At 51.5% G+C, this 13,549-nt stretch carries 13 protein-coding genes; 2 read left to right on the forward strand and 11 right to left on the reverse strand.

Features of this window, described 5'->3' with window-relative positions:
- Positions 1–18: 18 nt before the first annotated feature.
- The gene (locus AC1DF0_RS00285) at positions 19–768 is read left to right on the forward strand and encodes a Crp/Fnr family transcriptional regulator (RefSeq protein WP_477572686.1); all 750 of its coding nucleotides are present in this window, start codon (positions 19–21) and stop codon (positions 766–768) included.
- Between the two features lie 355 nt (positions 769–1,123).
- Here AC1DF0_RS00285 and AC1DF0_RS00290 read toward each other — a convergent pair whose 3' ends face one another.
- The 3 genes from AC1DF0_RS00290 to AC1DF0_RS00300 all read right to left on the reverse strand — a co-directional run bounded on the left by AC1DF0_RS00290 (position 1,124) and on the right by AC1DF0_RS00300 (position 3,916).
- A complete protein-coding gene (locus AC1DF0_RS00290; RefSeq protein WP_477572687.1) occupies positions 1,124–1,966 on the reverse strand; it encodes an NAD-dependent epimerase/dehydratase family protein in 843 nt (280 codons plus the stop codon).
- 15 nt (positions 1,967–1,981) lie between these two features.
- Entirely contained in the window at positions 1,982–2,923 is a 942-nt protein-coding gene (locus AC1DF0_RS00295; RefSeq protein ID WP_477572688.1) for an aldo/keto reductase family protein, read from the reverse strand.
- Between the two features lie 225 nt (positions 2,924–3,148).
- Positions 3,149–3,916: a sugar phosphate isomerase/epimerase family protein gene (locus AC1DF0_RS00300; protein WP_477572689.1), complete on the reverse strand. Its 768-nt coding sequence runs from the start codon at positions 3,914–3,916 to the stop codon at positions 3,149–3,151.
- A 122-nt stretch (positions 3,917–4,038) separates the two neighbouring features.
- On the opposite strand from AC1DF0_RS00300, the gene AC1DF0_RS00305 reads away from it, so the two are divergent.
- On the forward strand, positions 4,039–4,875 hold the full coding sequence (locus tag AC1DF0_RS00305) for a helix-turn-helix domain-containing protein (RefSeq protein ID WP_477572690.1): 837 nt from the start codon (positions 4,039–4,041) through the stop codon (positions 4,873–4,875).
- Here AC1DF0_RS00305 and cntE read toward each other — a convergent pair.
- From cntE to AC1DF0_RS00345, 8 genes are all read right to left on the reverse strand, one after another.
- Positions 4,842–6,041, reverse strand: coding sequence for a staphylopine family metallophore export MFS transporter CntE (gene cntE, locus AC1DF0_RS00310; RefSeq protein WP_477572691.1), 1,200 nt, complete (start codon positions 6,039–6,041; stop codon positions 4,842–4,844). The two genes, AC1DF0_RS00305 and cntE, sit on opposite strands and share 34 nt — an antisense overlap.
- Before the next feature lie 13 nt (positions 6,042–6,054).
- Complete coding sequence (locus AC1DF0_RS00315) at positions 6,055–6,801, reverse strand: ABC transporter ATP-binding protein (RefSeq protein WP_477572692.1); 747 nt, start codon at positions 6,799–6,801, stop codon at positions 6,055–6,057.
- Positions 6,795–7,607, reverse strand: coding sequence for a staphylopine uptake ABC transporter ATP-binding protein CntD (gene cntD / locus AC1DF0_RS00320; protein ID WP_477572693.1), 813 nt, complete (start codon positions 7,605–7,607; stop codon positions 6,795–6,797). Before cntD ends, AC1DF0_RS00315 begins: the two co-directional genes overlap by 7 nt.
- On the reverse strand, positions 7,588–8,475 hold the full coding sequence (gene cntC, locus AC1DF0_RS00325) for a staphylopine uptake ABC transporter permease subunit CntC (protein WP_477572694.1): 888 nt from the start codon (positions 8,473–8,475) through the stop codon (positions 7,588–7,590). The genes cntD and cntC overlap by 20 nt, the downstream gene beginning before the upstream one ends.
- A complete protein-coding gene (gene opp1B / locus AC1DF0_RS00330; RefSeq protein ID WP_477572695.1) occupies positions 8,475–9,407 on the reverse strand; it encodes a nickel/cobalt ABC transporter permease in 933 nt (310 codons plus the stop codon). The genes cntC and opp1B overlap by 1 nt, the downstream gene beginning before the upstream one ends.
- A 9-nt stretch (positions 9,408–9,416) precedes the next feature.
- Positions 9,417–11,039 (reverse strand): staphylopine-dependent metal ABC transporter substrate-binding lipoprotein, encoded by a 1,623-nt coding sequence (gene cntA / locus AC1DF0_RS00335; RefSeq protein WP_477573116.1) that lies wholly within the window; start codon positions 11,037–11,039, stop codon positions 9,417–9,419.
- Positions 11,040–11,212: 173 nt separating this feature from the next.
- Positions 11,213–11,362, reverse strand: a complete 150-nt coding sequence (rpmG, locus tag AC1DF0_RS00340; RefSeq protein WP_442048899.1) for a 50S ribosomal protein L33 — start codon at positions 11,360–11,362, stop codon at positions 11,213–11,215.
- A 154-nt stretch (positions 11,363–11,516) separates the two neighbouring features.
- Positions 11,517–13,526, reverse strand: a complete 2,010-nt coding sequence (locus AC1DF0_RS00345) for a glutaminase family protein (protein WP_477572696.1) — start codon at positions 13,524–13,526, stop codon at positions 11,517–11,519.
- Positions 13,527–13,549: the final 23 nt, after the last annotated feature.

Consider the following 13,549-nt stretch of genomic DNA (forward strand, 5'->3'; position numbering starts at 1 on the left):
GGAGAGGGGATGGCTGGAATGGCCATTAACGCATATACGCAAAAAGAGACATCGAAAGGGAATGAACCGGAGAATCGGAGCAACGGGATTGACGCTTTCTTCTCGCCTGACAGCTTCAGCAAACTGAGCAGCATTATGAACAACAAAACCGTAATGTCGGGATCGTACTTGTTCTGGGAAGGGGAAGCGGCGGACCATCTTTATTATGTAAAAAAAGGACGCGTAAAGCTTACCAAAACGACGGATAGCGGCAACAAAATGACCTTGTATCTCCACCACGCGGGCGATCTGTTTGGGCAGATGGATCCTTTTCAAACGAATACTCAAACGTTTAATGCGGAAGTCATCGAAGATGCCGAGTTCGGCATTATTGAGCAGAAGGATCTCGAGCTGCTGCTATGGCAGCATAAGGATCTCGCTATCGCGTTCATGAAGTGGATGGGCGTGATGCATCGCATGACGCAATCCAAGTTCCGCGATCTGATGCTCTACGGGAAGACCGGCGCCTTAAGTTCGTTGCTGATACGGCTCTGCAATTCTTATGGAGTCCGGCATGGAAACATGATCCGAATCGATAAAAAAATGAACAATTCGGAAATGGCCGAAATGATAGGAGCCACGCGCGAAAGCGTGAATAGGCTTCTGAACGATATGCGCAAGGAGGATGTGATCAGCATCGAGCATGGAACGATATATGTCAAAGATCTTGCTTATTTACGACAAATATGCAAATGCGAGAACTGTCCGTTGGAGGTATGCAGGGTTTAACGCGAATTATGCTTTGGGTTTGCAGACTGTCGTACTAGCCGACGGTCACAGAGCTTATTAGGTGCAATTCGTCGAACTAATCTTAGATGCCACACGGTTGCGAGCTCGATAGTTGCTTTTCATCGAACTAATTCGGCCGATTCACCACCCACTCACCAAACTAGCCCGTTTAATTGCCTGATATCGAACTATACAGGCAGCTTGCTTGGTACAAGACTAATTAGTTGCCTAGAATGACACTATAGCGGAACCCCCTTATCCACAAATCTTAGAGGTCCATAATTTCCTAAACAACAAGAAAGGAGCAGTCTGCCTTAGGCGACTGCTCCTTTCTTGTTAAACGATAAGCTCGGCTCTAAACATAATTGCGCCAAGCATGCTTCGGCTGCCAGTTCAGCAGCCGCTTGGCTTTCTCGTTGCTCAGCAGCGACTCATGACCGTCCAGCGGTATGCGGAAGTCCTTGACCTCCGGGAAACGCGCAGCCATCAGTTCGCGGCTCGTAACCGCCATGCTGGAATCATCCGCCGCCACATTGAGCGCCACGCTTCCAAGTCCTTCTGCTTCCACCGCCAGCCTGCAAGCTTCCGCCGCATCCCGTGTATCGATATAGCTCCACAAGATACGCTCGCGCTGCTCGGGATCATGGATAAAGGACGGAAACCGCTCATATGCCTCCGGCGCTATGACGTTGCCCAGCCGGAAAGACACCACCTGCATGCCCGTTCTGCGATGGATCATGTCGGCCGTTTGCTCATTCACGATCTTGGATAACCCGTAGCTGTCCTGCGGAAGCTGAGGATGCTCCTCATCGACGGGGACATATAGCGGCCCAAACCGCTCGAGGGCAAAGACGATTCCATAGGACGATTCGCTCGATGCAATGACGGCCTTGCGTATCCCCAATCCCGCCGCAGCCTCAAGCACGTTATAGGTGGACATCACATTATTGTGGAACGTTACCTCGTTAGGATGCGAGTAAGCGACGGGGATAGCCGCCAAATGCACGACGGCATCCGCTCCGGCCAATACGCCGTAAGCTTCGCCAAGTTGGTTCAGATCGACGATGACGGTTCGGCAGAGCGGCTCCTCCGGATGTTTGACATCCGCATTGACGACCTCATATCCCTGCTCTACAAAATGCTTGACCACCCATCTGCCCAGCATTCCGCTTCCGCCTGTTACTACTACTTTAGGCACTACGCTTACTCCCTCCTACACGGCTATAATTTGTTCGATTCGCTCGAGCACGTCGGCGCTTAGAACGATGCCGGCCGCTTTCGCGTTCTCTTCAACCTGCTCGGGACGGCTGGCGCCAACCAGCGCGCTCGACACATTCGGCTGCCGCAAAATCCATGCAAGCGCCAATTGGCCGACTGTTAGCTCAAGCTCGGAAGCTACTTTGCCCAGCTCGATTACTTTGTTGATCTTCTCTTCGGTTACATTTTTGCGCATGCCATCGAGCTTCGCGGCACGGCTATCTGCGGGCAGCTCGTTCACCGAGCTGTACTTGCCGGTCAACAACCCTTGAGCGAGCGGCGAGAATACGACTTGTCCGATACCGCCGCGCTCGCCGTAAGGAATAACTTCCTTCTCGATATACCGATTGAACATATTATAGATCGGTTGGTTGACGACGATACGGTCCAACAAATAACGGTCAGCTATCGCATGCGCCTCCACCATTTGGGCAGTCGTCCACTCGCTGACGCCTACATACAGCACCTTGCCTTGACGAACCAGATCGTCGAGCGCCCGGAGCGTCTCATAGAGCGGCGTGCTCGGATCATGGCGGTGGCAGTAATACAGATCCACATAGTCCGCTCCTAGCCTCTTCAGGCTGGCATCGCATTGCTCCTTAATATGTTTGCGGGACAAGCCGCGGTCGTTGGGGCCTTCGCCCATCTGACCGAATACCTTGGTCGCAAGCACATAGGATTCCCGGGGAAAGGCACGCAACGCCTCGCCCATCAGCTTCTCCGCCGCCCCTCTTTCGTACACGTTTGCCGTATCGAAAAAGTTAATGCCCAGACCATAGGCCGTTTGTATCGCTTTCATCGCATTTTCGCGTTCTACGTATCCTCCGTATGTCAACCAACTTCCAAGACTAATTTCACTAACCTTCAATCCGCTGTTTCCCAACTGACGAAATTGCATCTCTAATCAGCTCCTAAAGAATAGTGTACAAACAATGAGAAGACTTCTAAAGCCTGCCTCTCTATTCTAGAGAAGTTTGTTCCGCGACGAAAGTAGTGAAATAAAGATCACTATATTATATCGGATATACCTACTATACCTAAGGTAACTACCCTTTGGATGCGTTAGGAAACTCCAGCTTCCCCAATTCCCCGCCATGTACATCCGCCAGCTTGAAGCAAAAGGCTATTCTGTAAAGCAAGCTTTCATAAAAGCCAAAGCCGCCGGAAGCTCTTCCACCGGATGATTCGTATTGCATTCTGCGGAAATAAGACCGGAGTAACCCGCCTTCTTCAGCGACTCTACGAATGGTCCATACGGGTATTGCCCCGTACCCGGACTTAATCTGCCTGTATCCGCCAAATGAATATGGGCCAGCCAGTCCTTATGCTCGACCAGCGTATCCAGCGGTTCGTTCTCCTCATCCATATGGTAAAAATCGGCCAATACTCGTATGGATCGGCGGTTGGCCTGCCCCGCGAAAACGACTGCCTCCGCAACGCTATTGATAAGATTCGTTTCTTTCTTATTCAGCGGTTCGATCGCTACCGTAACGCCGGTTCCATCGAATTCGTCGCCCATCCAGCCAAGCAACTGCGAGAACTGCTCTTCCGCAAGCCTCCTGTCCCAGCCATCCGGCACATGCCTTGCACGACCGCTGCCGAGTACGACGATGCGTGCGCCGATTCGGTTCAACGCGGAAGCCGCCTTCGACACATAACGGCGAATGCGTTCCGAATCGGCATCCGGACCAACAACGGGTAAGCCGTTCGGAAAAAAGACGTTAAACGCTAGCGCCGGCAGCGGACTATCGATAAACTTCGGCAATACCTTCTCGAATTCCGATTGATTCTCGAGCATTAACGAGGTGACCGTGCATTCGATGTAGTCAAATCCCAGCGTGCGAAGCGTCTTCGCCTCCTCAATCCCTTTACACCATCCGAACGAATACATGTTACCGCCCCTTTATTTGTTTCTTACTTCCATTATAAGATGGTGATAAGGAACCGGAATGCTTCTTGGTAACCTGAACATGTCATTTCGTACGATGTCTCAAACGTAAGGGAGTGTGGACCGTGAGCAGCTTGAATTTATTCGATGAGCTTTCAGAGCATGTCATGCTTCGCATCTATGCTTGCGGAGAAGCCATTCATCCTGAAGGTTGGATAGAAAACAAACAGCATCCCGATTACGACCTATGGTTTATTCGCAAAGGGAACATTGAAATCCGGATTGACGAACAAGTCCACCTGGCATCGGAAGGAGATTTGATTCTTTTTAGTCCGAAGGTTGCCTATACGGCTACGAACCTAGGTGCCGAGTGCAGCTTTATTTTCACGCACTTTCATTTTGGTCTGGGAAATCACCTTAGAATACTAGACAATTATTCACTGGAAGGCATTATGGCAAGCTCGCTAGTACAGGAGGAAATGGGCTTGTACTTAGACACTTTCGACCAACATATGCACGGCATTCCGATGTCGGCGATCAGACTGAAAGGAGCGCTCACGATTCTAATTGCAAAGATCTTGGAATGTTATGGGCGCGGGGATTACCAAGGGGGATTCGCAAAACATGTTCATGCTCGGAATCGAAATACGAATCTGCAGGCGCTGCAGCCTGTATTTGCCTTTATCCAAGATCGTCTGCATCAGCCGGTCCGCATTGGAGAGCTTGCCGAGCTAGCGGGCATGTCCGAGAAGTACTTCATCCTTTATTTCAAACAGGCTTTGGGCATTACGCCGGGTTCGTATATTTACCAATTGAAAATGAATCGGGCCCGCGAGTTGTTGTACAGCAGATCGTATTCGATTCAGCAAATCGCAGGTTTGCTCGGTTACCCCGATCCGTACAGCTTCTCGAAGGCATTCAAAAAATATTACAAAGTACCGCCCTCAAAGTTCGTGTGGTAATTTCGAAAAGCAATAACAACCGTTGCGGCAGCCAAGACGGCACAGACCATGTACATAAAGGAGTAAGAGGATACATCCGCTACCGGCCCCATAATGATGCCGCCCAACGAGACTCCCAAATCGGTCATCGCGATAAATAATCCGATCAGCACGTTCCGGTTCGTCTGGGGCAATACGAAGGAGAGATAAGTCGTCAACGTCGGATAGAGCAGCGCTTGCCCTAGTCCCATCAGCAAAGCGCCCGCATAGAACGGAATGGCTCCCCACCATAGGGACGCGCTCACGCATAATGCCGCTACGGCTATTAGGCACATCGTTCCCATGATGAACAGGGAATGCCACCTGCCATCGGAAGGGATCCTCTTGCTAAACGCGTACCTGGCAAAGACGACGGCGCCAGCCTGAAGCATCAAATAAACGCCCGCATTGCCGCTTTTCAATTGCGCAGCGTACAGAGGCATAAAGGCCGTAATCGCGCCAAATACGATAGAAGCCGCTACCATCAATACGCTGCATCTGAACAAATCGCGATTTTTGACCAACTGGCTGAGCGAACCTAAAGTGTTCATTCGATGCTCGGTTCGATCCCCATTCGCAGCCGCAATATTCGCTGATTGATCCAGCTTGACCGTATAACCGAATAAGCCGGTGAAGACCGCAATCGCCACCATCGTTATGGTAAAGGCATCCATGCTGCCGGATTGCCAGAGCCCTAGCGCCAATAGAGGCCCGATCATGCCTGGAATATACGTAAACAACGAATAGAAGGAAATGCCCCGGGAGCGCTCCTTCTCCGGCAAAGCGTCTATGATGCCGATATGCAAGGCCATGGAAAAGAAAGCGGTGCATACGCCTTGCAACATACGGGCGGCGAAATAGCCTTCCAATCCGGTTATCGTATATAAAATCAAAGCGCAGCCATTCATAATAAGGATAAATCGCAGTACTTTAATCGGCCCGTACTTCTCGACAATAGCGCCTGCCCAAGGCCGGAAGCACATCGAGGCTATCATGTAGGCTCCCATGATCAAGCCGATGGTCGTGCCGCTTGCACCTGCGGATTCACCGCGTAACGGGATGATGACATTCAGTATGGAATTGGCGCTGAAATAAAGCAAAGCCAACAGGTATAACCGCAGAAATGGCCAAGACATCGCTCCGCTCAATTTAAGTACTCCTTTAAAACGTTATGATGTGGCGCAGCAGCCTTCTCGCATAGGGAGACTGAACGTCCTTCAGCTGCTTCGCAGGAACGATTTCTTCGATCTGCCCTTCGCGGAAAATAACGATTCTATCGCAAATGTAAGCTGCCGCCTGAATATCATGCGTAATAAAAACATAGCTCATTTGGTAGACTTCCTTAAGCTCCTTCAACAATTCCAGAACCTGCATTTGAACCGATACATCGAGCGAGCTGATCGCTTCATCTAATAGAAGGAACGAGGGTTCCGTCGCGAGCGCTCTGGCAATGCAGACTCGCTGCGCCTCCCCTCCCGAAAGCTCGTGAGCGTATTTGCTTTTATACGAGGCGTTCAAGCCGACTACTTTCAGCAAATGCTCCACCTTGCCCTCCCGATCCGCCTTAATCCTCCTCAATGCTTCTAACGGTTCCGCAATCGCTTGTTCCACCGTAAAGAAAGGATTTATGGAAGACGTATAATCCTGGAACACGGCACTCATGCTCCCTAATCTGACTTTTCGATCCCCAACATTCCGTCCTTCGAAAAGGATCGTTCCGCGATCGGGCCGTTCCATTCCCAATATCAAACGACCAAGCGTAGACTTGCCGCTCCCGCTTTCTCCGATAATGCCGAGGCATTCCCCGCTCCCGCATTCGAAGCTGACATCGCGCAAAACCTGCTGCTTTTCAGTAGCGAAGAGTCCTCCTCTCCTGTAAGCTTTATGAACCTCCGCAACCCTCAGCAATGGATCCCCTCCCTCGTCAAACTTTTAAAATGATTGCTTAACGCCAATCGGGTAGATACCAAATGCCGGGTATAGAGATGCTGGGGATTAAGAAAAACGCTAGCGATGCTTCCGCGCTCGACAATTTCCCCCTCCTTCATGACCAGCACGTCGTCGGCTATTTTCTGGACCACGGCTAAGTCATGCGAAATATAGATCATGGAGCAATTCCTCTCCCTCAGCTTCAACAGTTGCTCGACGACCTCGTACTGCGCGATCGTATCCAGCGCCGTCGTCGGTTCATCGGCGATAATGAGGTCGGGCTCCAGCACCAACGATAACGCGATCATGATCCGCTGCAGCATGCCACCCGACAGCTGATGCGGATATTTGTGCATGATTTCCAGCGGATTTTTGAGTAGGACGCTTTCCATCGCATGCTTCATTCGCTGTACGGCTTCGGACTTGCTCCAATCGAAGTGCTGGCGCAGCGTTTCCTTTAAATGAACCCCGACGACGCAAGAGGGATCAAATACGGACATCCCGTTTTGAAGGATCATGCACAGCTGCTTGCCTCGTTTTCTTCGCATGTCTTTTTCGGAAAGCTCATTTAGATTGTCGCCATTGAATACAATGTCGCCGGATTGCCGCAGCCACGGTTTGTTTAATCTCAACACGGCTCTGCAGGTTACGGACTTCCCGCTTCCGCTCTCTCCCACGATCGCCAGCGTGCTGCCCCGCCCTAATTGAAAGGAACTTTGAGGGATTACGACTTTCCCCGTGTTCATATCCTGGATCCTTAAGCTTCTAACCTCTAACAAAGCCATAAGAGGATTCCTTCACCTCGGTTTCATGACGCTTATTTTGTGATGTCCTTAACTTGGGATCAAGCGCCGCCTGAAGACCATCCGCCACAAAATTGAAAGCCGACACCACGACGACAATGGCTAGTCCGGGGGCCAGCATAAGCTCGGGTCTCGTGAACATGACCTCCCTCGCCTCGTTCAGCATCATCCCCCATTCGGCATGCGGAGCTTGAATGCCCAATCCGAGGAAGGAGAGACCCGATATTTGCAAAACCATCGAACAGATCGAGCTGCTGGCAATGACCGCGATATCGGATAACGTCACGGGAACGATGTGCTTGTATATCGTTCGAATAGGGCTAATGCCGGAAGCCTTGGCGAACCTCACATAATCCGTCTCGGTATATTGCATGACGGACGTTCGAACGACTCGGGCGAACCAAGCCCATTTCATGACCGCGAAAGCGATCATTATATTTTCCAGACCGGCACCCAAAATACCGACAACGGCCAACGTCATCACGTAGCCCGGGAACGAGAGCATCACATCGCAGATCCGCATGATAACGGCATCGGTAATCCCCTTCGCATATCCGGCGATAAAGCCGACTATAGATCCAACTCCCACCGAAAGCATCAACGCCGCAAGCACCCATAGCACGCTAGGCCGGATGCCGTAAATCAATCGGGATAATATATATCTCCCCAAATGATCGTTGCCTAGCAAATACGCCCATGACGAGCCCGCGAACCGAAGCTTCATATTGACGGCATAGGGGTCATGCGGCGCTATGACCGGCGCGAACGCGCCTGCCGCCAAGACGATCGCAATGACGAACAAAGAGATTGCGGCAAGCTTATCCTTGCACAAACGTCGTAATACTCCCATCACATATCCCTTCTTAGCTTCGGATTCAGCGCGGCGCCCACGATATCGGATACCGTATTGAACAGCACGAATGCCACGGCCAATAAAAGCACATAGGCTTGGATAATCGGAAAATCTCTGCTTAGAATCGATTTGACGCTTAACCTTCCTAAGCCGGGCCACGCAAACACATTTTCGATAACCACCGTGCTGCCGAGCACGATCGGGATCGCCATGCAAAATATCGAAATCGAAACATGCAACGAATTTCTCAAAATATGCATCGTAATTTTTTTCTCCGATATGCCGCATGCTCTTCCATACAGCACATAATCTTCGTTCATATTGCTTATTACGGAGCTTCGGACGTTCCGGAAGTACATGCCTGCATAACCGATCGTAATAACGGTCACCGGCAATATATAGCTCAGGTAAGAGTCCATCCCGCTTGTCGGCAGCAGATCCAACCGGACGGAAAAATACCAGATCATCATCGCCGCCAGCCAATAAGACGGCATGGCGGTCAGAAGAAACGCCGTTCCTCTGACCGTTTTGTCTACACCCCCGCCTTCTCTCATCGCGCATATCACACCCAATAAAACAGACAAAGCAATGATCGAGATAGAGGATACCATCGTCAGCTTCAACGTATTAAGAAAGGCCGGGCCCATCAACGACCAGACGGGCTGCCCCGTTATGTACGAGCTTCCGAAATCCAATTGGAGACAGGATAGAAGCCAATCGAAATACCGAATCATAAACGGTCTGTTGAAGCCCAGCTCCTCGTTCGTCTGAGCAATCAATTCTTCCGTTATCTGAGGAATTTCCTGCGCGTGCAAGACAACCTCGGCGGGATCCATGGGCGATAGATTGATTAATATAAACGTCAAAAAAGAGATAACGATAAGCAATGGAACGGCCATGAACAGCCTTCTAGCCAAATAGGTTCCCATCGAAGACTCTTATTCGAATTTCAGCCGTTCGAACGGCAGCTCGAATTGCGTCTGCTTGAAAGATATGCCGGTTACGTCCGCCCGCGCCACAACCGTAACGCTGCCGTTCGTAATCGGAATAAAGACGGCTTCATCATGGACGATCGTCAAGATGCGGGCGTATAAGTCCTTCCGCTTGGCCTCGTCCGTCGTCGCCATCACTTCCTCGATGCTCCCGTAAAGTTCGTCCGCTCCGGCTATGCCGCTCGTAGTATGCAAGTAGGCGGAGCTGGAAGTAAACGCGGCGATCGTGCTCTGTGGATCATACGCTAGCCCCCATGTTTGATTGAACAACAAGTCATATTCCCCGGTCGACCTTCTGTTCGCGATCGAAGTCGATTCCTCGCCGATAATGTCCAGCTGCATGCCGATTTCTAGCAATGAGCTTTGGATAAACTCAGCCTGCGTTTTTTGCGAGGACGAATTCGAATCATAATACAATTGAAGCGTTAGAGTACGGCCTGCTTTCGTTCTTACTGCGGAATCGTTCCCTTGTTTCCATCCCGCCTGCGTAAGTAACTGTTTGGCATAATCCAAATCATAATCCCGCTTCTCCAGATCGACATCCGCATAATTGACATTAGAAGAGAATAACGTATTCGCTACTGCCTCCGTGCCGTTAAAAACGGCGTCGCTGATCGTTTCTCTATCGATCGCATGCCAAATCGCTTCGCGAACGGCCGTTTCGCTTACCGGACTTTCCGATTTACTGCTATTCGCGACGATCATTTTCGTATTCATGGGATCGCTTCGAACGAGCTGATAGTCGCCGGACTCCACTAATCGGTTCATCGCTTCCACGTCGATGCTGTCCGCGCCGCGATCATCCGTGAACACGAAGTTGACCTCCCCTTTCTGCAAGGCGAGCAACGTCGTTTCTCCTGCCGGCAGCACCTTCGAGGTCACTTTCTTAATCGCGGGCGCGCCGTTCCAATAGCTCTCATTCGCTTCGAACGTCGCATACTCATCGACTTTATGATCGGCGAGCTTGTAAGGCCCGGTGCCGTGATAGCCGCTTACCCCCTCCTCGGTTCCTCCGTTAATGAAATCCTTCGGCGAAATGAATACGAACGGCCTCGTCATCGAGAGCTCCAATAAAGTCGGGTAGTAGGGCTCCGACAGCTCCAGCTCGGCTGTGTATTCGTCTACTGCCGTTACCTTCACTAATTTCGTCGATAGCTTGATCCAAGCGTGCTTCTCCGCATTGCTTTGCACGGCTTCGATGTTTTGTTTCACCGCTTCGGCGTTGAACGGCTCCCCGTCATGGAACTTCACGTCCTTCCTTAGATGGAACGTGTACGTTTTGCCGCCATTCGAGATGTCCCAGGACTCGGCGAGCAAAGGCTTGATGCCTTCTGCCGTGTTCTCGACCAGCGATTCGTACACCATGCCTTGGGCCGGCATCGAGCCTGCGTACAAATGGGGATTCATGTCATTGATATCTTTGGACGATGCATAAACTAATTCGGCAGCCTCTTCTATATTTGCAGATCCGCCCGCCTCTTCCGTTTTGCTTTGGCTGCAGCCGGCTAGCAGAATGATGGAAACGATAAACAAAAGCATGAAACGAGTTTTATTTCTTCTTTTCACAATAAATCCTCCTATAGTACAACTAGTAAAGCGTAATTATTACGATTAAGGTTCAAAAAAAGAACGACCGTGAACCAGACACTCCATTTCTTTGAATGGATACCGTCCAATCAAATCGTTTCTTGCAGCGAAAAAAATACTTTTGCTTGGAAAATATACAGTCCAATCAAATCCCGCTATCTCGTTTCCCGGTGCAAAGTAATACGCTTTAACCTCGGACTGTATTTGCGGAGCTCAAGCCGGTGAGGCGTCGTTCTTTTGTTTTTCGTCGTCGTGTAGTTTCTGTCTCCGGTTTCCGTGCAAGCAAGCGTAATCGTAACGCGCATGAGGCTCATTCCTCTCTTATTCGTAATTATTACGATTATAGTCGAGCAGATTTTTCCATGTCAAGCGTTTCGAGAAAAATAATCGCAGCGAAACGGCCTCGACCCGCATCAAGCGGAATCGAGGCCGTTATCCGTGCTCGTATAATTCGGCGCTTTAGAACGCCTTTAATAATGGCAGGAACAAGCCACCGACTACCGAACGGTTCTGAAAGCCAATCTGCTTGCCGCTGACCGTATCGTACCAATCAGTGAACGGAACCCGGCTTGGCGTTTCGTTCAAGAAATGCCAAAGCGGTTCGACAAGCTGCTCGAATTGCTCTTTCGATGTCGCCATCGACGCGCTCCAAACCAGCCAATCCGCTTTCGTATAGGTACTACGGCTGTCGAGCGGCGTACCGAACTCGTTTTGCTTAGCCAGGTAATGCTTGATTTCGTCCTCAGCAACGCTAGTCGGGAACAGATGAAGGCCAAACAGGCGGTCCCACACCAGATTATACTTAAGGCTCCACGTATCCGGCGAGCTGTCGAAGGTCAGCTTGTAGTGATCGCCGGCGCTTGCCGTCTCCACCCATTTGGTCGCCATTTCCTTGGCCGTCGCAAGATACGTCTCTCCTTCACGGTCTCCCAGCATCGAGCACAAAATCGAATAGCCGCCGATGCCGATGATCGCTTTGATGGACAGGTTGGCGTTATGGGCCAAATGCCCCGCGAAGTCGTCCGTGCACAGCTGATTGGCCGGATCCATGCCATGCTCCTTCAGATAGGCGGCCCAGCGGGTAAGCAACTCCCAATGCTCGCGCGCAAACTCCGCATTCCCCTCGTACACGCATACGGCGGCAGCCATGATCAGCATATTGCCGCATTCCTCGATCGGCATCTGGTACTCCAGCTTGTTCTCCCCGTACACTTGACCGTTCGCCGCCGGGTAACAACCTACGTCATGCGGCGCAAAGTCGAACGTCCACTCTTCGCTGGCTGCATATTTGAAGATCGGCCGCATCATCCCTTTCACCAGCTCCGGATTGCCGTGCAGGAATAGCGGAATCGAAGGGTAGCTGACATCGACGGTGGCGATACAGCCGTTGCTGAAGTTTTCCTTGGAGAAAAACAGCAGCTCCCCTTGCTCGCCGGCAACCAGCTTATGAGCCGCAATGGCCTGGCGGTAGGCGAGCGACAGCATATCCGCATATTTCTCCCCGCCCGCTTGGGTGCTCTCATGGATCAGCTTCCGGTTGAAGTCCCCGCAGCGGACGACGAGCTCGTCATATTGCTCCGCCGCCAGGTTCAGCATCTCTTCGAACGTCATCCCAGCTTTCCGCCAGTACGCATCGAGCGGTTTGCCGAAATATTCGATGGCATGAACATCGTCGTATGCCGCGATCGCATATCGCGATAAGGGCTGCTCGCCCGTTTCGCCGAAATCGAAGACGGCAGCCATTGCCACGGGATCATCCGCAGCCTCGCGCGGATAAGCAACATCGTCCTTCTCCGGCAATTGTCCGGAATCCGCAAACCTCATACGCATCTTGGCGGAATGGATCGCCGTCTGCAAGCCTTCCGATTTCGGAACTGCCAAGTATACATATCCCCAGTCGATCCGCGTGTCGTCTCCGATTCGGCCCAGAATCGGCTGTTCTTCCGTGCCGATGCGCATGGCGGCGACTCGTTCGCCGGTCTCCGCGCGTGACCAGGTGACGGCCTGATCCGTCGCGTGTACGCATAACTCAGCCGACAGGTCGATATAAAGCTGGACGTTATGCGGCTTGCCGTCGATAGAGCGAACGCGGAACGTCATGTAGGACGCGGGTCTCGACAGCAGCTCCAGGTCGTCCTGCAGAAGCGGCGTCATAAAGGCCGCCTCCAGCTCGATTCCGTCCGCCTCGAACACATAGGTGCTTGTGAGCGGCTCGACCTTTACGCTTATTTGCTCCATCGCCGGCAGCTCATTGACGCGGGCAAGATCGGTGAGATCAATCTTTCCCATGAACCTTCTCGCTTTGCCGTCGATTCGGATGATGCCGGCCATGCTGTTGCGTTTGTTCGTCCAATGAGTTGTATGTTCGTCATACAAGCGGTCCGCCGCCGACCAGACGCTAAAGTAAGGATCGACAGCGATAAGCGGGACGGACGGAGGTCTTAATGTTTGCGTTAATGTTTGTGCCACTTTCCATTCTCCTCTCGGCCGAA

Source organism: Paenibacillus sp. 05T425 (assembly GCF_056396205.1).

Excerpts from the sequence above, each read along its gene's own strand:
- cntC (WP_477572694.1), bottom strand. The coding sequence starts at position 8,475 with ATGGGAGTATTACGACGTTTGTGCAAGGATAAGCTTGCCGCAATCTCT.
- cntD (WP_477572693.1), bottom strand. The coding sequence starts at position 7,607 with ATGGCTTTGTTAGAGGTTAGAAGCTTAAGGATCCAGGATATGAACACG.
- AC1DF0_RS00300 (WP_477572689.1), bottom strand. The coding sequence starts at position 3,916 with ATGTATTCGTTCGGATGGTGTAAAGGGATTGAGGAGGCGAAGACGCTT.
- rpmG (WP_442048899.1), bottom strand. The coding sequence starts at position 11,362 with ATGCGCGTTACGATTACGCTTGCTTGCACGGAAACCGGAGACAGAAAC.
- AC1DF0_RS00285 (WP_477572686.1), top strand. The coding sequence starts at position 19 with ATGGCCATTAACGCATATACGCAAAAAGAGACATCGAAAGGGAATGAA.
- opp1B (WP_477572695.1), bottom strand. The coding sequence starts at position 9,407 with ATGGGAACCTATTTGGCTAGAAGGCTGTTCATGGCCGTTCCATTGCTT.
- AC1DF0_RS00295 (WP_477572688.1), bottom strand. The coding sequence starts at position 2,923 with ATGCAATTTCGTCAGTTGGGAAACAGCGGATTGAAGGTTAGTGAAATT.